Raw genomic sequence first — 17,042 nt, 5'->3', positions numbered from 1 at the left:
GGGGACGACTTCGGGCACCGCAGCCTGATGTCGCCTCTGCAGAGTCCGCCATCTGCTATCCAGTCCACGCCGTGGCCCCTCGCCCGCGTCGCTGCGATCGTCCTCCTCGCGTGGATCGCGCTGTCCTGGCCCTGGCTGTCGGGCGTCGTCACCATTCCCTGGGACGCCAAGGCGCATTTCCAGCCCCAGCTCCAGTTTCTGGCGGAAGCCTGGCACAGCGGCCGCTCGCCCTTCTGGACGCCTTACGTCTTCGCCGGCTCGCCGCAGATCGCCGATCCGCAATCGCTGATCTTCTCGCCGCCCTTCGCGCTGATCGCGGCGTTGGAACCCGTGCCCGGCTTCCGCCTCGGCGACGGGGCGGTCCTCGGCACCCTGCTGGCCGGCGCGCTCGCTTTCGTCGTGATCTTCCGCGACCGCGACTGGCACCCGGCCGGCGCGGTCGTCGCGGCGCTCGCCTTTGCCTTCGGAGCGGCGGCGGCTTGGCGCATCCAGCATATCGGCCAGGTTCTCAGCCTCGGCTATTTCGCCATCACGCTCGCCTTGATCGCACGCGCTCTGGAGCGCGGCTCGGTGGCCTACGGCTTTGCCGCCGGCCTCGTCGCGGGCTTCATGGTACTCGGACGCGACCAGGTTGCGCTGCTCGGCGTCTATGTCCTGGCGGGGCTCGTGCTCGCCGCCATCGCCATGGCGCGCCAACCCTGGCGGGCGCTGAAGACGAGCCTGCTCCCTCTGCTCGCGGGCGCGATCGGGGCCCTGCTCGTTGCGACCGTGCCGATCCTGCTCACCGCCGTCCTCGCGGAGGACTCCAACCGTCCAGCGATCGACCTCGTCGGCGCCGGCAAGGGCTCGCTGCATCCGGCCGCCCTGCTGACCGGGCTCTTCGCCAATCTCTATGGCGCGGCCGGTCCGCTGGAGAATTTCTGGGGCGCGCCGAGCCCGGCCTTCGAGGCCCGCTTCGGGCCCCAGGACCTCTACCTCGCCCGCAACATGAGCCAGCTCTATCTCGGGCTGATCCCGATGGGGCTGATCCTGACCATCGGCGTCGTCCGCGGCGCGCTGCTGCGCCGCGAGATCGTGGCGCTGAGCGTCGCAGCCCTGCTCGTGCTGATCTTCGCGCTCGGGCGCTTCACGCCGGGCTTCCGCCTGCTGTTCGAACTGCCGGGCGTGTCCTTCTACCGTCGTCCGGCCGACGCGCTCTTCATTCTCGGCGCCTTGCTGGCGCTGCTCGGCGGCTACCTGACCCATCTCGTCATGACCGGCACGGCCCCGCGCGCGCGGCCGTGGCAACGCGTCATCGAGGTCGCGATCTTCGCGGGCGCGCTCGCGCTCGCGCTCTGGCTCGCCTGGACGGTCGGGCGTCTGCCGGTCGCGGCCGTTCCGCTGGTCACCGCACTGCTCTGCGGCGTGCTGGCGATCGGGGCACTCGTCGCCGCGCGCGGCTTTGCGCTGCGCGGTGCCCGGCTGGCGGCAGCGATCGTGCTGGCGGCGACGCTGACCATCGACCTCTCGGTCAACAATGGTCCCAACGAATCCACCGCCCTGCCGGCGCAGGATTACGACGTGCTGCGGGCCGACAGCGCCAACGAAACCATCGCCCTGCTCAAGAGCGAGACTGCCGCCACCGCCGGCCCCGACCGGCGCGACCGCATCGAACTCGCCGGCATTGGCTTCCACTGGCCCAATGCCAGCCTCGTTCACCGGCTCGACAACACGCTGGGCTACAACCCGCTGCGGCTCGGGATCTACAGCAAGGCGACCGGCGCGGGCGACCATGTCGCTTTGCCCGACCAGCGCACCTTCTCACCCCTGATGCCGGGCTATGGCTCGCTGCTGGCCGACATGCTCGGCCTGCGCTTCATCGCTACCGGCGTTCCCGTCGAGCAGATCGACAAGACGCTGAAGCCCGGCGACCTCACCCTGATCGCCCGCACGCCAGACGCCTATGTCTACGAGAACCCGCGCGCGCTCCCGCGCGTATTGCTGGTGACGAAGGCTGAGATCGCCGATTTCGACGCGATTCTCGCGAGCGGCCGGTGGCCGGCCGGCTTCGACCCGCGCCGGACCGTGCTGCTCGACCACCCGCTCCCGCCTTTGCCGCGCGACCCGCTGGCGACCGGCCGGCCCGCCGGCGCAACACCGGCCGGCTCGAGCCAGGCCGGCAGTGTCCGCATCACCGATTACGGCACCACCGAGGTGACGCTTCGGGTCGAGGCGCCCCAGGGCGGCTATGTCGTGCTGAACGATGTCTGGCACCCCTGGTGGGAGGTCGAGATCGACGGCGCCCCAGCCGAGATCCTGCGCGCCAACGTGCTGTTCCGCGCCGTCGCGGTGCCGCCGGGCCGCTCGACGGTGCGATTCGTCTTCCGACCGTTCCGGGGGTTGTTTCAGGATGTCGGGAAGCGGCTACGGGCGGGGCGCGGCGCGCCGGCAGGCTGAATCGGGAGGTTGGTCACCGGACCGAGGCAGCATGCCATCGCCCCCTCGCCGACATGTGCTTGGCGGCGCACGCCGCCTCTTCGCCAGCAAAAAGCCCGCCGGAGTTCCGGCGGGCCTGATCGTCAGAATCTCTCAGCCGCCTCTCACGCCCGCGGGCGCAAGCCGATCGAGTCCATCATCGCCTGGTCGCGGGCGGCTTCGGCGGCGCGCTCGGTCGCCTTCTCGCGGTCATCGAGGATCTCGACCTTCTTCATGTCCTCGAAGGCCTCCTGGAGTTCGGCCTTGGCCTCCTCGAGCTGGCCCTTCAGGTTGTCGGCGGACTGGCGGAGATTGTCGCGGCGGCCCAGTGCGGCCTTGGCATAGGTCGGATAGGCGAAATGGGCAGGGTCGGAAATGCCGGCCCGGGCTTCCTCGCTCTGGATCTCGCGGTCCAGATCGCTCGCCATGCGGTGGAAATCCGCGATCATCATCTCGATCTGGCTTACCCGGCGACGTTTCTCGTCAACCTGGAAGCGCTTGAGACGCAGCAATGTGTCTCGCGACTTCATGTCGTTTCCAACTCCTGATCACGCATGGGCCAACGCCGACCCCTCGGCGCGTGCCCGGAACTCTTGTCCGCGAGACGAAAAGGACAATGGCGCAAGGAGGTTGACCGTTCCTTACCGAAGCGCCTCGCATTCGAAGCATGGCGAGGGCGCGTGGCCGCTGCTGACGCATGCCGACGGCACGGGCTAGTAGCGAGGTGTCCGGGACGCTACCGCGCCCCGCCGCCTGCCTTCGGGATTGCCGCTTGCCTGCCTTTCCGCACCTTCCCGAGCCCATCCCGCTGATCTGCGGCCTCGTCGTGACGCGGATCATCGGCTGGGGCTCGACCTTCTATGCGCTCTCAGTCCTGGCGCGCGACATCCAGCGCGATCTTTCGCTCGATGTGACCTTCGTCTTCGGCGGGATCACGCTCCTACTGGTGACAGGCGCGGCGCTGGCGCCGGCGGTCGGCCGCCATCTCGATCGCGCAGGCACGCGCGGGGCAATGGGCTGCGGCGCGCTGGCCTGTGCGCTCGGGCTCGTTCTGCTCGGCCTCGCGCAGGGGCCGGTCAGCTATCTCGGGGCCTGGGTGGTGATCGGCATCGGGCATGCCCTGTCGCTGGCCAATGTCGGCGGCGTCACCATCGCGCAGCTGATGGGAGCGCGAGCGCGCCGGGTGATCGGGCTGATGATGCTGGCGACGGGCCTCTCCTCGGCCCTGTTCTGGCCGCTGACGGCCTGGCTCGTGGCGCAGGGCGGCTGGCGCACGACCTGTCTGATCTTCGCCGCGCTGCAGATCCTCATCGTGCTGCCGATCTATCTCGCGGTTCCGCGCAAGCGGCCCTCCGGCGTGGCCTCCCCGGCGGGGGCGCCGGCGGCGGAGCGGGACGAGGGGCGGCTGCCGCCCGCGCATCGCCGCGCCGCCTTCTGGCTGGTGGCGATCGTGTTCTCGGCGAGCGGGCTGGTCTCCTGGGGGCTGCCGCTGCATCTGATCGACCTGTTGCGCGATGCCGGCATGGGTCCGGCGGAGGCCGTCGGCATCGCGGCGCTGAGCGGGCCCGCGACCCTGCTGGCGCGGCTCGTCGATGCGACGCTCGGCGATCGGCTGCCGGTCGAGTGGACGGCGCTGGCGGGACTGGTGCTCGGGCCGCTCGCCTGCCTGGTACTCGTGCTGGCGCCGGGGACAGCGCTCGCCGCGACCGTCTTCGTCGTCAGCTTCAGCGCGGCAATGGGGGTGATCTCCGTCGCGCGGGCGACGCTGCCGCTCGTCCTGTTCGGGCGCGACGGCTTCGGCGGCCTGATGGGGCGGCTGACCGTGCCGCAAAATCTCGCCTTCGCCGCGGCGCCGCTGCTCTTCGCGGCGATGATCGCGCAGTTCGGGCGCGACCTCGCCTTGATCGGCGCCGCCGCGATCCAGCTGTTTGCGGTCGTCGCGATGGTCGCGCTGCTGCGCCTGCTGGCGCGGGGCCGCGACCTCAGCCGCTCATGATCGCGGCGAGGCGGGCATAGCATTCCGGCAGCGGGGTCGCCTCGTCCTTGGCCTGTTTCAGGAATGCTTCCAGCGCGGGGTTGAGGCGGATCGCCTCGTCGACCTCGGGAGAGGCACCCTGCCGGTAGGCGCCCAGCCGGATCAGCTCCTCCATGTCGGCATAGGTCGCGAGTGTGGCGCGGGCCTTCTGCACGACCGGGTAGAAGGCCGGATCGCATGAGCGCGGCATGGTGCGCGAGACCGATTTCAACACGTTGATCGCCGGGAAGCGGCCGCGCTCGGCAATCGAGCGTTCCATCACGATATGGCCGTCGAGAATGCCGCGCACCGCGTCGGCGACCGGCTCGTCATGGTCGCCGCCATCGACCAGCACGGTGAACAGGCCGGTGATGGCGCCGTCGCCGACGCCGGGTCCGGCCCGCTCGAGCAGGCGCGGCAGCTCGGCGAAGACGGTCGGCGTATAGCCCTTGGTCGTCGGCGGCTCGCCGGCGGCCAGCCCGATCTCGCGCATGGCCATGGCGAAGCGCGTGACCGAATCCATCAGGCACATGACCTGTAGCCCCTGGTCGCGGAAGTACTCGGCGATCGTCAGCGTGGTCAGCGCGGCCTGCTTGCGCATCAGCGCCGGCTCGTCGGAGGTCGCGACGACGACCACGGAGCGCGCCAGGCCCTCGGTCCCGAGATCGTCCTGCAGGAACTCCTGGACCTCGCGGCCGCGCTCGCCGACGAGGCCGATGACGTTGACGTCGGCGCGGGCATAACGCGCCAGCATCGAGAGCAGCACGGATTTGCCGACGCCCGAGCCGGCGAAGATGCCCATGCGCTGGCCGAGGCAGCAGGTCAGGAAAGCGTTGAGCGCGCGCACGCCGAGATCGAGCGGGCGGCCGACGCGCCTTCGGGAATGGGCGGGCGGGGGATCGTTGCGGAAGGTGTAGAGCGCCTCGCCCTGCGGCAAGGGCGGGCCGCCATCGACGGGGCGGCCGAGCGCATCGACGACGCGGCCGAGCCAGGCGGGCGTCGGCTTCAGGCCGGGCGCCGCCTTGTCGATATAGGCCGGGCAGCCGCGGCGCACCCCGTCGAGCCCGCCATAGGGCATGACCAGCGCCTTGTCGCCGGAGAAGCCGATCACCTCGCAGGGGACGCGGCTGCCGGGCGCGATCTCGATGCCGATGCGGCCGCCGAGGCTCATCGCGCCGATCGGGCCGGCGATCTCGACGAGCAGCCCGCGCACGGCGATGACGCGGCCATAGATCGTCACGGGATCGAGCCCCGCGATGGTCCCGGCGAGCCCCGACAGGCGATCGTGACCGTGGGCCGGGCTGTTCATGACGGCCTTCCTGCAGCCGGGGCTTGCCGGGCGCCGATGCGACGATGCCGCCAATTTGAGTCGGATTGTCTGTGGAAAGAGAACATGGCGGAAAGGGCCGGTCGCCTAGGCCGGAGCGGTCTCACACTGGACCGTTCGATGATCCTCGCACTGGCGCTGTTCACCCTCGGCGTGGGCGCCGGGCTCATGTATGACGGCGTGTATCGCGCGATCATGCTGATCCTGGCGATCCTGCTGCTGTTCGCGAGTTGGGTGATCTTCAGCGACGTCGACATCTTCAGCTTCTTCATCTTCGCCGGACACCTTCTGGCGCTCGGCTCGGGCTATCTCACGGGCCTGTATCTGCAGGATCGCTCCCTCTGAGACGTCCCGAGGAAAGGCGGCAAGCGAGCGACCTCGTTTACCCTTCATTAAGCCGAGTGATTAACACTGTCTTTCGAGGCTGCGTCGCGGTGCAGGGGCTTTTGGTCCCGGTTCTGCGAGGCTGTCTCCGCGAAAGCGCATTTCGCGGGCGAATAGCGAAACGATCCGTGTCAAATTCGACTCACTCCGACAAGGATCGTCGCCCTTCTCCCAGGAACCGCTTGCGCACGGGAATCACGGTTTGTTAACCATTGTGCCCGTAGCGTGTCGCGTGGCGTTTCATCGGGCAAGCGCCTTCTCGCTCAGGGCCGTTCGGGTTCGAGCGGAACGATCGGCTTGCCTGCGGGCGAAATTGGGGACGTGGACATGCGGGTTCTGCTGATCGAGGACGATAGCGCGACCGCCCAGTCGATCGAGCTGATGCTCAAATCCGAGAGCTTCAACGTCTACACGACGGATCTCGGCGAAGAGGGCGTCGATCTCGGCAAGCTCTACGATTACGATATCATCCTGCTCGACCTCAACCTGCCCGACATGTCCGGCTACGAGGTTCTCCGCAGCTTGCGCGTGGCGAAGGTCAAGACGCCGATCCTGATCCTGTCAGGCCTCGCCGGCATCGAGGACAAGGTGAAGGGTCTGGGCTTCGGCGCCGACGACTACCTGACCAAGCCCTTCCACAAGGACGAGCTGGTCGCCCGTATCCACGCCATCGTCCGCCGTTCGAAGGGCCATGCCCAGTCGGTCATCACCACCGGCGACCTGGTCGTCAATCTCGACACCAAGACTGTCGAGGTCGATGCCGCCCGCGTTCATCTGACCGGCAAGGAATACCAGATGCTGGAGCTGCTCTCGCTCCGCAAGGGCACGACGCTGACCAAGGAGATGTTCCTCAATCATCTCTATGGCGGCATGGACGAGCCGGAACTCAAGATCATCGACGTGTTCATCTGCAAGCTGCGCAAGAAGCTCGCCAACGCGTCCGACGGCAAGAACTACATCGAGACGGTCTGGGGCCGCGGCTATGTGCTGCGCGAGCCGTCGGAAGCCGAGGACCGCATCCCGGCCTGATTCCGGGTCAGGAACGGCGGCGTCACACGCCGGTCACGTTCCGCCTGTAGACGAGAAGACAGCCTGATCGTCGGATGTACACGACAGGTTGACGGGGACCCCGCCGCGAGGCGGGGTTTTTGTTTGGGCGGTGCGAGGTCGGCCTCGCGTGATCAGAATTTGCTGCCCGCGAGAGCTCGGATGGGTTCCAGCGGCAGGCTCATGGCGGCCGGCTGGGCGTGGACGCAGTTCTGGCTGCGATAGACGCCACGGTGCTGCCGGTCCGGCAGGATCGTCGTCGAGATTCCGATCACGGTTTCGGCCGCACCCAGGAACAGCGCGCCCTGCGGGGCCAGCCGGGGGGCGAGCGCCTCGAGGACCCGCGCCTTGGTCTGCACGTCGAAATAAATCAGCACGTTGCGACAGAAGATGATGTCGAACTGGCCGAGATGGCTGTTGGGCTCAAGCAGGTTGTGCTGCCTGAGATCGACCATGGCACGCAGGCGGTCCGAAATCCGCCAGCGATCACCCTCCTGGCTGAAATGCTTCAGCAGCATCTGGATCGGCAGGCCACGCTGAATCTCGAACTGGCTGTAGAGGCCGGTGCGGGCGCGTTCGAGCACCTCGCCGGAGATATCGGTACCGACGATCTGGATCTTCCAGCTCGACAGGCGCGGCGCCATCTCGTCGAGAATCATCGCCAGCGAATAGGCTTCCTGGCCGGTGGAGACGGCCGCGCACCAGATTCGCAGGCTGCGCGTGGCGGCATTCGTGGCGATCCGCTCGGGCAGGATGACATCCCGAAACAGATCGAAGGGGGAGTGGTCGCGGAAGAACAGCGTCTCGTTCGTCGTCATCGCCTCGATGACCGCGTGCTCCAGCGCCGCGTCGTTGCCGGGTCGCAGCTTCTGGATCAGGGTCGTGATGTCGGCGATGTTGCGGCGGCGGCAGAGAATGCCGAGGCGGCTCTCCGCGAGATAGCGCTTCTCCGGGCTGAGCGAGAGCCCCGAGCGCAGATGCAGCAGCAGCCGCAGGAAACTGAAGTCGGCATCCGTCATGACGGCTGCCCCATCCGCACCAATCCGCGGATCGCCGCGCCGATGTCGTCGAGGGCGATGATAGCGCTGGCATGCTGCGCCCGCACGATCGAACCCGGCATGCCCCAGATCGTGCTGCTCTGCTCGTCCTGGGCGATGACCGCCGCGCCGGCGCGGCGCAGGGCGCCTGCCCCCTCGGTGCCGTCCGCTCCCATGCCAGTTAGCACGAGGCCCAAAGCTGCGGGGCCGAGATGCCGAGCGGCATCGTTGAACAGCACATCGACCGCCGGACGGCAAAAGCGCACGGGCGGGCCGTCGTCGATGCTCGCCGTGATATGGCCGAGCCGACGGTCGATCCCGAGGTGCCGACCGCCGGGCGCGACATAGATCGTGCCGCGGACGAGACGCTCGCCGTCAAAGGGCTCGCGCGCAGGGATGCCGATATAGCTCGAGATCTGCTCGGCAAACGAGGCGGTGAACACCGGCGGCATGTGCTGGACGACGATCGTCGTCAGGTCGTGGAGCGCGTCGCCGATGTCGAACAGCACCCTCGCCACGGCGCGCGGCCCTCCGGTCGAGGCCCCGATCACGAGATAGCGCGGGACGACCGAAACCAGCTGGCGCAGGCCGGAATTGCCGCCGGGGATGAAATCGAGGTCGATATCGACGGGCAGGACACCGGGCTTGGCCCGCGCCTGCGCGACATTGCCGAGCTTGAGCAGGAACTCGCTGCGGAATTCCAGCGAGAGCGTCAGCCCGCTGCGGCTGTCCGGCTTCGAGACGACATCCATCGCGCCCTTGGTCATGCATTCGAGCGCGATGCGGGTGTTGCGCTCGTTGAGCGTCGTCGCCAGCAGCACACCGGTATGGGGGCTTTCACGCAGGATCTGAGGCAGGGCGGCGGCGCCGTCCACGCCGGGCATGTCGAGGTCGAGCACCATCACGTCCGGCTTGAAACGGCCCGCATGCGCCACCGCGGTCTCGCCGTCACCGGCGACTGCCACGAGATGGAACTGTCCGCTTTCCCCGAGCCAGCGGGCGAACAGGCCCCGGACCACCACGGAATCGTCGGCGATGACGACCGTCTTGTGTCGCGGGGCACCCGCCGCGGTGGAAGGGGACAACCTGTTCATGCGTTACGGACCCGCCCGGAAAGCACGGCTCGACCAAGATCCGGAACCGGCCCGGGGCCGATCCGCCTCGCCCGATGCGGGTCGGGACGTGCTCAAAGCAGCCCGACCTGATGGAACTTGGAGGCGACGATCTCCTTATCGAACGGCTTCATGATGTATTCGTCGGCGCCGGCATGCATGGCGCGGGCGATGTGCGCGATGTCGTTCTCCGTGGTGCAGAAGACGACCTTCGGACGCCGGCCACCCGGCATCTGCCGCAGCGTGCGCAGGAAGTCGTAGCCGTCCATGATCGGCATGTTCCAATCCAGCAGAACCGCGTCCGGCATCTCGCCCTTGCAGGCGTCGATCGCGCGCGCGCCGTCCTCGGCTTCGGCGATGCGGAACTGCAGGCCTTCGAGAATGCGCCGCGCGACCTTGCGGATCACCGCGGAGTCGTCGACGACGAGACAGTATTTCATGGTCAATCTCCAGATCGGTGCCGAGGCGCGTCAGGCCGCGGCATCCAGCTCAATTGCGAGGAGCGCGTCGATATCCAGGACGACGAGCAAGCGGTCATCCAGTCGGTGCACCCCGGTCGCCAACGCCGCCCAGGCCCGATCGAGATGCACCGGCACAGGCTCGAAGGTCGACTGATCCAGCCGCATTACCTCTCCCACGGCATCGACGATCAGGGCGTAGGCCTCGCCTTCATGGTCGATGCCGACGGCCACCAATTCGGTCTTGCCTTCGCGATCTTGCCTGAGGGTGACTGGGCGGCCCAGCCGCCGGCGCAGACAGATCGCGGTAACGATGCGGCCGCGCAGGTTGAGCAGCCCGATGATCTCGCAGGGCGCTCGCGGCACCAGAGTGATGCGGTTGGTGATGAAGACGTCGTGGACCCGCCCGATCGGCAGACCGAGAATCTGGTCGCCGATCATCACGGTGACGTAGTCGAGCGAATCGAAGCCCGGGGCGGCGGGTTCGGCGACAATGCGACGCTCGCTGTCTTCGCCCATGTCGGTTCGATGAAGCGTCATGCCGCCTCCCTCATGCCGGGCCGCCCCTCGGCCAGTTCCGCGAGCAGGGCGCGGCGGTCGAATTTGGCGACCACTTCGTCGAGCCTGGCCTGGCCGGCGCGCATGTGGAGATCGGGCGTGACCAGCGTGGTCATGCCGATCAAGCGAATGCGGTTTCCGCTCTCCTCGGAACGCACGGTCTCGGCGAAGGCGAACGCCGCGTCGATGTCGCCGTCGAGATCCAGGAGGATGGTCGCGACCTGCCCGGCGGCCATGATCTGCTGGGCCGTTGCAAAATCGGCCGCGAAGGTGACCCGGTGGCCGGATGCCTTCAGCACCGGCGTCAGCATCTCGCGCAGGAAGTTCGAGGGTTCGACGAGGATGACCTGCGCCGAACTCGAGGAGCTCCCCTGCGCGCCTGCGTCCTTGCGCCAGCTACGCTCGTGGATCGGCAGATAATGCGCGAGATCGATGATGTCTGTGGCACGGCCGCGGATCATGGCCGAACCGACGATGCCGCGATCCTGCGCCGCCGCCATCTCGATATCGAGAACCTCGTCGACGATGTCGACGATCGCATCGACCGCGAGTGCTACCGTCATGTCCCCTTCGCTGATGATGACCAGCGGCTGCAAACCTTCGGCGCGCAATTGCGTCTCACCCACGGGGACGACCGGCACCAGGCGATTGCGGTAGTGCAGCAGCGTGCGGCCGCTGCCATGCTCGAAAAGCGCGGCATCGACCTCTTCGAGCCGGGTCACGAGCGAAAGCGGCACCGCCCGGACGCCTTCCGCGCCGGTCCTGAAGACCAGCATCGTCGTCTTCTCGACCACGGTTGTCGCCGCGGCGGAGGCTTCGACGCTGAAGGCATCGCCCGCCCCGGTACCGCCGACGAGACCTGCGACGCCGTTGGGATCGACGATCAGCACCACGGCGCCGTCGCCGAGGATCGTGTTGCCGGAGAAGAGCGGGATGTGCCGCAGCTTGCTCGACATCGGTTTGACGACGATCTCCTCGGTGTGGAACACGCCATCGACGAGGATTCCGAACTGGCGCTCACCGATCTGGGTGACGACGATGAACCCGTCCTCGAAAGAGGGCTCCGCCGTGCCCATCAGGGCCGAGAGCGCGATCACGGGCAGCAGCCGTCCACGCAGCCGCAGGATCGGGGCACCATTGATGTTCTCGATGCGCTGATCGGCGCCCGATTTCACGCGTACGAGCTCGCGGACCACGATCTGGGGAATGGCGAAACGCTGCTCGCCCGCCACCACGATCAGCGCCGCGACGATCGCCAGCGTCAGCGGAATCTTGATCGTGATCGTCGTACCCAGTCCGGGCTTGCTGATGATGTCGATGAGGCCGCCCACGGCGTCGACATTGACCTTGACCACGTCCATTCCGACGCCGCGGCCCGAGATCGCGGTGATGCTGTCGGCTGTCGAAAAGCCGGGATGGAAGATGAAGCGACTGACCTGCGCATCGCTCATGCGCTCGATCTCGGCTTCGCTCGCCAGCCCCTGCTTGATCGCCCTGGTCCGGATCCGCTCGATGTCGAGGCCGCGTCCGTCGTCGGCAATGGCGATCGTCACCGAGCCGCCCTCGTGATAGGCGGCGAGCCGGATCGTGCCCTGCTCCGGCTTGCCGGCGGCGCGGCGCTCGACCGGCAGTTCGATCGCATGGTCGGCGCAGTTGCGCACCATGTGGATCAAGGGGTCCTTGATCAGGTCGAGGATCTGGCGGTCGAGTTCGGTGTCGGCGCCTTCGGTGACGAGTTCGATGCGCTTGCCGAGTTCGGCACCGAGATCGCGCACGATCCGGGGCAGTTTCGACCAGGCGTTCCCGATCGGCTGCATGCGCGTCTTCATGACGCCGTCCTGCAGTTCCGCCGTGATCAGCGACAGGCGCTGGAGAGGGCCTTTCAGGCCGTTGTCGTCCTGCTTGCGCGAAATTTCGAGCAATTGGTTGCGGGTCAGCACCAGTTCGGAGACCATCGTCATCAGGTGCTCGATGGTGTCGACATTCACGCGCAGCGTCGCCGGTCCGGTCGGACGCGGCTCGCGTGGGCCGGCGTCCTCCGGAGCGGCGACCGCATCCGCGCGCTCGATGCGCCCATCGGCCCCCCCGCTGCGGCCCCGGCGCGCTGCGGAAGACGAGGTCGAGCCCTTCCTCCGCCGGAGGCAAGGCACTCGAACCCGAATGGCGCGCGAGATAGGCCGCGACCGGGTCGGGAGCTCCCGGCGCGGCCGCAGCCTTCCGCAGCAGTTCGGAGCGGGCGTGGTCGGCGAGGATGCCGAGTTCGCGGATCAGGTTCTCGTCGTTGCCGGCGGGCTCCTCGCCCTTCTCGGCCAGCTCGGCGAGAATGTCCTTGACCCGGTCGATCGTCTCCAGAACGGCCGTGACCGCAATGGCGCTCACGGTTGCGCCGTCCCGGAACTGCCCGATCAGGTTTTCGGCGGCGTGGGTCAGCGCCTCCAGCCGCGGCAGGCCGATGAAGCCGCAGGTGCCTTTGACGGTGTGAACCAGCCGGAAGATGTTGCGCAGGATGTCGCCGTTGTTGGGCTCCTGCTCGAAGCGCACGAGTTCCCGATCGACGGTATCGAGATTTTCGCCCGTCTCGGTCAGGAACTCTTGCAGCAAGTCGTCCATGCAGGGGACCACCACTCAACGCGACAACACACGGCAACAGCTAAGCAGCAGAAGGGTTTATGATCAGTTGAGATCAGCGCGAAAGACGCGCCGATCGACTTGCCTCGCTTCAATCGGACTTGCGGGCGGTGATCGTGACCGTGTCGCCCTCGATGGCGAAACCGATCGTCATGCCGGCCGCGCGCGCGACCATCCCGGTATAGAGCGGCTGGACCGCATGGGCGTCGATCGTGCCGGTGTCGGAGCGGCCGGCGATCAGGTCTTCGACATGCGCCGGGATTCGGGCATGGGACCCGGTGGCGGTGATGACGAAGCTGCCCTGTTCGCCCTCGACGGTGGCGCGCGACGTCAGCTTGCCTCCGCGCGGAACCGCCTGGGCAGCCAGCACGAGCAGGTTCAGCAGGAGCTTGACCTGATTCTTCGGCAGAAGGGCACGCGGGGCCTCCCAGTCGAGCGCGAGCTTCTCATCGTTGAGGAACCCGTTGGCGACATTGCCGGCGTCGCCGAGGTCGATCATGGCCCCGGCCGATCCGGCCGCGCCGAAGGCCAGGCGCGCGAACTGCAACCGCGCCGACGCGTTGCGGGCGCTCTTCTTGATCAGTTCGAGCGCGAAATCGCGCATCGAGGGATCATCTTCCTCGAGAACCTCCAGCGCGTTGACAATGGCTCCGACCGGGCTGATCACGTCATGGCAGACGCGGCTGCAGAGAAGCGCGGCCAGGTCGAGCGGCTCGAGCGAGATGGCGGTCATGGGGCTTGTCCTGGGAACATGGCTGCGTGGCGCGAGGGGTCAACGATGCGCCGTTACCCCTGATATGGTGGTATCTTGGTTTTGATGTGGTTAAGTCCCGGTTTCCGACCGGGTGCAGCAGAGGACGCGCAGCCGTGACGGCTTTCCCGCCCGGGACACAGGACGATGGACTCTCGACCGAGCCGCGTCTCGCCGATCGCGACGACCTCGCCCGGCGTCTGGCCGAGGCCGCCCGCCTGGCCGGCGCCGCGCTGCTCGCGAAGCGTGCGGCCCGCGACGTGACGATCAAGGCCGATGGCTCCCCGGTCTGTTCCGCCGACATGGCGGCCGATCACACGGCCAAGAAGGCGCTCGCGCGACTTATGCCCGGCATTCCGGTCGTCAGCGAGGAGAGTGTGGCGGACGTGGCGCCGGCGGCACTGTTCATCCTCCTCGATCCGCTCGACGGCACGCGCGAGTTCCTGGCCGGCGGCGACAGCTATTGCGTCGCCATCGCCCTGATCCAGGGCGACAGGCCGGTCGCGGGCGCGATCGCGGCGCCGGCGACCGGCCGCCTCTGGTTCGCCGGTGTCGAAGCCTTCGCTCAGCAGACCTCGCCCGATGGCGCGCTGCTCGGCCCAGCCCGCCAGATCACCGTCCGACGCATGCCGGATGAAGGCCCGACCACGCTGGTCAGCCGCTTCCATGGCGATGCGCTGAGCGACGGCGTTGCGCACGCGCTCCACTCCGCCAACTCACGGCCGATGTCGTCCGCGGTCAAGTTCGGGCTGATCGCAGCCGGCGAGGCCGATCTCCACATCCGCGGTGGCCAGACGATGGAGTGGGACATCGCCGCCGGGGACTGCATCCTCTGCGCGGCCGGCGGCGTGGTGCTGACGCTCGACGGGCAGGTGCCACGCTATGGTCGCGTCGAGCGAGGCTATCGCAACCCGCCCTTCGTGGCCGCCTCGAGCGAGGCGCTGGCGCGGCGTGCGCTCGCCGCCGCAGCCTGAGCTTCGGGCGACGCGGATCGCCGGATCAGCGGGTCAGGGTCTGCGAAACGCTGGCCCATCGCCCATCTGCCTTCTGCAACAGGGTGCTGTCGGCGACGAAGCGCTTGCGGTTTTCGGCGGTCCTGAACAGGAACAGGCGGGACCCGATGATGGCGAACTGTTGAGGGTCGGTGTCGACCGCGCGCCCCTGGGCGACCGCCGAGGCGTCGAAGCCGGCGAAGGCGGGGGCGTAGATCTCCGGCGCATCGCGGAAGGCCGCACGGTTGGCCGCCGAGACGAAGCGCCAGACCACGCCCTGATACACGATCTCGTAGGCGCGGTCCCCCGCGACGGCCTGGCCTTCGAGCCGATAGGCAACCGGATCATAGCCGTGCAGGGCGAGTCCGGACTGGACGTCGTGCTGGACACTCTCCGTCAGGGAGGGCAGTTCGGGCAGCCCCGAAGGCAGCCCGGCCGTTCCGGCGTCCGCCTTTCCGGGCAGGGCCATCACAGCCAACAGCGCCAGCGCACCCGCCTTGCGGGCGAGGCGGCCCGCATGATGGGCGACATCGAGCGACGGGGCGCCGCGGCCCCGCCTTGTTCCAGCCTTCATCACCGGCAAATCCTGACCTCCGTCGCTGCCGGTGGACGTGCCCCCTGGCTGGCGTCTTCACGGGTTGGATACGCTTTCGGGGGTATCAGACAGGTTACCGAATTGGTTCGCATTGCACCGGATCCTGCGAGACGGTTGTTTTTCCGTTGACGGCGCCCGGCGCGGTGAGACCCGCCCCGCACCGCCGGTCGCGTGGCCGGCCGGAGACCCGAGACCAAGGCCCGCGCGCCGACAGCGCGACGACGCCCCCACCCGGAGATCGCATCCCATGAGCACGACCCGTCGCAACCTGATCAAGGGAAGTCTCGCCCTGGCCGGCGCCGGCCTCGCCGCCGGGCCGCTCGCCGGCACCGCGCTCGCGCAGCAATCCTACGGGCAGAGCCGCTCCTTCTCCCAGAACGAACTTGTCACCTCGGGCCACCAGTTCTTCGGCAATGTGTCGCGCGGCCTGGCGCTGGCGGTCGAGGAAGCGGTGCGTCGCTGGGGCGAGCCCAATGGCTATGTGCTGGGCCAGGAGGCGGCCGGCGCCTTCGTCGGAGGCCTGCGCTATGGTGAGGGTACGCTCTTCACGCGCAATGCCGGCGACAGGAAAGTGTTCTGGCAGGGGCCGTCCGTCGGCTTCGATTTCGGCGGCGAGGGCGCGCGCACGATGATGCTGGTCTATGGGCTGCCGACGGTCGACTCGTTGTATCAGCGTTTCGCCGGCGTCGACGGCTCGGCCTACTTCATCGGCGGCTTCGGCTTCACGGCGCTGGCGGCGGAGGGCGTCACCGTGGTGCCGATCCGCACCGGTGTCGGCTGGCGGCTGGGCGTCAATCTCGGCTATCTCAAATTCACCCCGCAGGCGACCTGGAACCCGTTCTGATGGCGGCCGCATGCTGCCGTTAGGAAATCCGATTTCCCGTTTCGGGCGCATTGCCGTAATCTGATACTCCCCCGCATGTGGAGCCGCTCGCCTTGATCGAAGCTGTCATGCTCGTCGCGCTCGGCTTTCTGTGCGCCAGCCTGCTGGCACTGTCGATCGTGCCGGCGCTCAACCGACGCGCTGACCGGCTGGCGCGCAAACGAGCGGAGGCGGCCTTTCCCCTCTCGCTCGCCGAGATTGCAGCCGATCGCGACCATCTCCGCGCCGAACTGGCGCTACGCGCCCGGACCCTCGAGCAGGAGGTGGAGCGCAGTTTCGCCGCCAAGGCGGCGGCGATGCAGGATCTCGGCCGCCGCGACATGAGGATCGGCGAACTCGAGGGCGTGATCAGCGAGCGGGACGCGCGCATCGCCGGTCTCGAGGCGGATCTCGACGAGACGCGCGGCGTGCTGGCGCGGACACAATCGGCGCTGGCGGCCGAGAGCGCGACGCTCGCTGAGACCAGCGCCACGCTCGAACGGCGCCTCGCCGACCTCGCCAGCATCGAGCGGGATCTGTCGGAGACGCGCGGCGCCCTGACCGGGACCGGCGCGGATCTCGCCGCGCGCGAGGCTGAACTCGCCGGCGAACGCGAGACGCTGGGACGGACCCAGGCGCTGCTGGCCGAGCGCGACGGGGAGCTCGCGCGGCTGCGGCAGGATTACGACCAGATCCGGGTGGCGCAGGTCGAGGACCGCACGAAGATCATGGTTCTCGAGGCCAAGGCGACCGATCTGGCCGACAGGCTGGCCGCGACGGAACGCGACCAGGCCGCGAGCCAGGCGGCGCTCGCGGCGATGAC

16 protein-coding genes and 1 pseudogene are annotated in these 17,042 nt (G+C 68.2%); 7 read left to right on the top strand and 10 right to left on the bottom strand.

What is annotated here, in order from left to right; translation table 11 throughout:
- Positions 1-27: 27 nt before the first annotated feature.
- Positions 28-2,436, top strand: a complete 2,409-nt coding sequence (locus Q8M82_RS16865) for a glycosyltransferase family protein (protein ID WP_305692476.1) — start codon at positions 28-30, stop codon at positions 2,434-2,436.
- Between the two features lie 143 nt (positions 2,437-2,579).
- On the opposite strand, the gene fliJ is transcribed toward Q8M82_RS16865, so the two are convergent.
- Entirely contained in the window at positions 2,580-2,984 is a 405-nt protein-coding gene (gene fliJ, locus Q8M82_RS16860; RefSeq protein WP_066720298.1) for a flagellar export protein FliJ, read from the bottom strand.
- 242 nt (positions 2,985-3,226) lie between these two features.
- Here fliJ and Q8M82_RS16855 point away from each other — a divergent pair, with 242 nt between their 5' ends.
- Positions 3,227-4,450: an MFS transporter gene (locus tag Q8M82_RS16855; protein WP_305692475.1), complete on the top strand. Its 1,224-nt coding sequence runs from the start codon at positions 3,227-3,229 to the stop codon at positions 4,448-4,450.
- On the opposite strand, the gene fliI is transcribed toward Q8M82_RS16855, so the two are convergent.
- Entirely contained in the window at positions 4,437-5,747 is a 1,311-nt protein-coding gene (gene fliI / locus Q8M82_RS16850; protein WP_305692497.1) for a flagellar protein export ATPase FliI, read from the bottom strand. The two genes, Q8M82_RS16855 and fliI, sit on opposite strands and share 14 nt — an antisense overlap.
- A 168-nt stretch (positions 5,748-5,915) precedes the next feature.
- Here fliI and Q8M82_RS16845 point away from each other — a divergent pair, with 168 nt between their 5' ends.
- Together Q8M82_RS16845 and ctrA are read left to right on the top strand one after the other, a co-directional pair.
- Positions 5,916-6,140 carry a hypothetical protein gene (locus tag Q8M82_RS16845; RefSeq protein ID WP_305692474.1) on the top strand — a complete coding sequence of 75 codons (225 nt, stop codon included), beginning with the start codon at positions 5,916-5,918 and terminating at the stop codon, positions 6,138-6,140.
- A 366-nt stretch (positions 6,141-6,506) separates the two neighbouring features.
- Positions 6,507-7,208: a response regulator transcription factor CtrA gene (ctrA, locus tag Q8M82_RS16840; RefSeq protein WP_069056136.1), complete on the top strand. Its 702-nt coding sequence runs from the start codon at positions 6,507-6,509 to the stop codon at positions 7,206-7,208.
- A 152-nt stretch (positions 7,209-7,360) separates the two neighbouring features.
- Here ctrA and Q8M82_RS16835 read toward each other — a convergent pair whose 3' ends face one another.
- The 7 genes and pseudogenes from Q8M82_RS16835 to chpT form a co-directional block, all read right to left on the bottom strand.
- Positions 7,361-8,245, bottom strand: a complete 885-nt coding sequence (locus tag Q8M82_RS16835; RefSeq protein ID WP_305692473.1) for a CheR family methyltransferase — start codon at positions 8,243-8,245, stop codon at positions 7,361-7,363.
- A complete protein-coding gene (cheB, locus tag Q8M82_RS16830) occupies positions 8,242-9,357 on the bottom strand; it encodes a chemotaxis-specific protein-glutamate methyltransferase CheB (RefSeq protein WP_305692472.1) in 1,116 nt (371 codons plus the stop codon). Before cheB ends, Q8M82_RS16835 begins: the two co-directional genes overlap by 4 nt.
- A 92-nt stretch (positions 9,358-9,449) precedes the next feature.
- Entirely contained in the window at positions 9,450-9,815 is a 366-nt protein-coding gene (locus Q8M82_RS16825) for a response regulator (RefSeq protein WP_066613758.1), read from the bottom strand.
- 30 nt (positions 9,816-9,845) lie between these two features.
- Positions 9,846-10,352: a chemotaxis protein CheW gene (locus Q8M82_RS16820; protein WP_305692496.1), complete on the bottom strand. Its 507-nt coding sequence runs from the start codon at positions 10,350-10,352 to the stop codon at positions 9,846-9,848.
- Between the two features lie 17 nt (positions 10,353-10,369).
- Positions 10,370-12,379 carry a hybrid sensor histidine kinase/response regulator gene (locus Q8M82_RS16815; protein ID WP_371126388.1) on the bottom strand — a complete coding sequence of 670 codons (2,010 nt, stop codon included), beginning with the start codon at positions 12,377-12,379 and terminating at the stop codon, positions 10,370-10,372.
- A 400-nt stretch (positions 12,380-12,779) separates the two neighbouring features.
- Positions 12,780-13,001: pseudogene (locus Q8M82_RS23460) on the bottom strand (Hpt domain-containing protein); the annotation flags it as partial.
- A 109-nt stretch (positions 13,002-13,110) separates the two neighbouring features.
- Complete coding sequence (gene chpT / locus Q8M82_RS16810; protein ID WP_305692471.1) at positions 13,111-13,752, bottom strand: histidine phosphotransferase ChpT; 642 nt, start codon at positions 13,750-13,752, stop codon at positions 13,111-13,113.
- Positions 13,753-13,886: 134 nt separating this feature from the next.
- On the opposite strand from chpT, the gene Q8M82_RS16805 reads away from it, so the two are divergent.
- Positions 13,887-14,744: a 3'(2'),5'-bisphosphate nucleotidase CysQ family protein gene (locus Q8M82_RS16805; RefSeq protein WP_305692470.1), complete on the top strand. Its 858-nt coding sequence runs from the start codon at positions 13,887-13,889 to the stop codon at positions 14,742-14,744.
- A gap of 25 nt (positions 14,745-14,769) precedes the next feature.
- Here the strand turns inward: Q8M82_RS16805 and Q8M82_RS16800 are convergent, their stop codons facing one another.
- Positions 14,770-15,336 carry a YHS domain-containing (seleno)protein gene (locus tag Q8M82_RS16800; protein WP_305692469.1) on the bottom strand — a complete coding sequence of 189 codons (567 nt, stop codon included), beginning with the start codon at positions 15,334-15,336 and terminating at the stop codon, positions 14,770-14,772.
- Between the two features lie 268 nt (positions 15,337-15,604).
- On the opposite strand from Q8M82_RS16800, the gene Q8M82_RS16795 reads away from it, so the two are divergent.
- Together Q8M82_RS16795 and Q8M82_RS16790 are read left to right on the top strand one after the other, a co-directional pair.
- Positions 15,605-16,201, top strand: a complete 597-nt coding sequence (locus tag Q8M82_RS16795; protein WP_305692468.1) for a DUF1134 domain-containing protein — start codon at positions 15,605-15,607, stop codon at positions 16,199-16,201.
- 92 nt (positions 16,202-16,293) lie between these two features.
- A partial coding sequence (locus Q8M82_RS16790) for a coiled-coil domain-containing protein (RefSeq protein WP_305692467.1) occupies positions 16,294-17,042 on the top strand: 749 nt, incomplete at its 3' end.

This window comes from Allobosea sp., from assembly GCF_030694325.1.
Classification (GTDB): Bacteria; Pseudomonadota; Alphaproteobacteria; order Rhizobiales; family Beijerinckiaceae; genus Allobosea.
This window is presented reverse-complemented; position numbering and strand designations above follow the sequence as displayed.

Excerpts from the sequence above, each read along its gene's own strand:
- Q8M82_RS16865 (WP_305692476.1), top strand. The coding sequence starts at position 28 with ATGTCGCCTCTGCAGAGTCCGCCATCTGCTATCCAGTCCACGCCGTGG.
- fliJ (WP_066720298.1), bottom strand. The coding sequence starts at position 2,984 with ATGAAGTCGCGAGACACATTGCTGCGTCTCAAGCGCTTCCAGGTTGAC.
- Q8M82_RS16845 (WP_305692474.1), top strand. The coding sequence starts at position 5,916 with ATGATCCTCGCACTGGCGCTGTTCACCCTCGGCGTGGGCGCCGGGCTC.
- ctrA (WP_069056136.1), top strand. The coding sequence starts at position 6,507 with ATGCGGGTTCTGCTGATCGAGGACGATAGCGCGACCGCCCAGTCGATC.
- Q8M82_RS16835 (WP_305692473.1), bottom strand. The coding sequence starts at position 8,245 with ATGACGGATGCCGACTTCAGTTTCCTGCGGCTGCTGCTGCATCTGCGC.
- cheB (WP_305692472.1), bottom strand. The coding sequence starts at position 9,357 with ATGAACAGGTTGTCCCCTTCCACCGCGGCGGGTGCCCCGCGACACAAG.
- Q8M82_RS16825 (WP_066613758.1), bottom strand. The coding sequence starts at position 9,815 with ATGAAATACTGTCTCGTCGTCGACGACTCCGCGGTGATCCGCAAGGTC.
- Q8M82_RS16820 (WP_305692496.1), bottom strand. The coding sequence starts at position 10,352 with ATGGGCGAAGACAGCGAGCGTCGCATTGTCGCCGAACCCGCCGCCCCG.
- chpT (WP_305692471.1), bottom strand. The coding sequence starts at position 13,752 with ATGACCGCCATCTCGCTCGAGCCGCTCGACCTGGCCGCGCTTCTCTGC.
- Q8M82_RS16800 (WP_305692469.1), bottom strand. The coding sequence starts at position 15,336 with ATGAAGGCTGGAACAAGGCGGGGCCGCGGCGCCCCGTCGCTCGATGTC.
- Q8M82_RS16795 (WP_305692468.1), top strand. The coding sequence starts at position 15,605 with ATGAGCACGACCCGTCGCAACCTGATCAAGGGAAGTCTCGCCCTGGCC.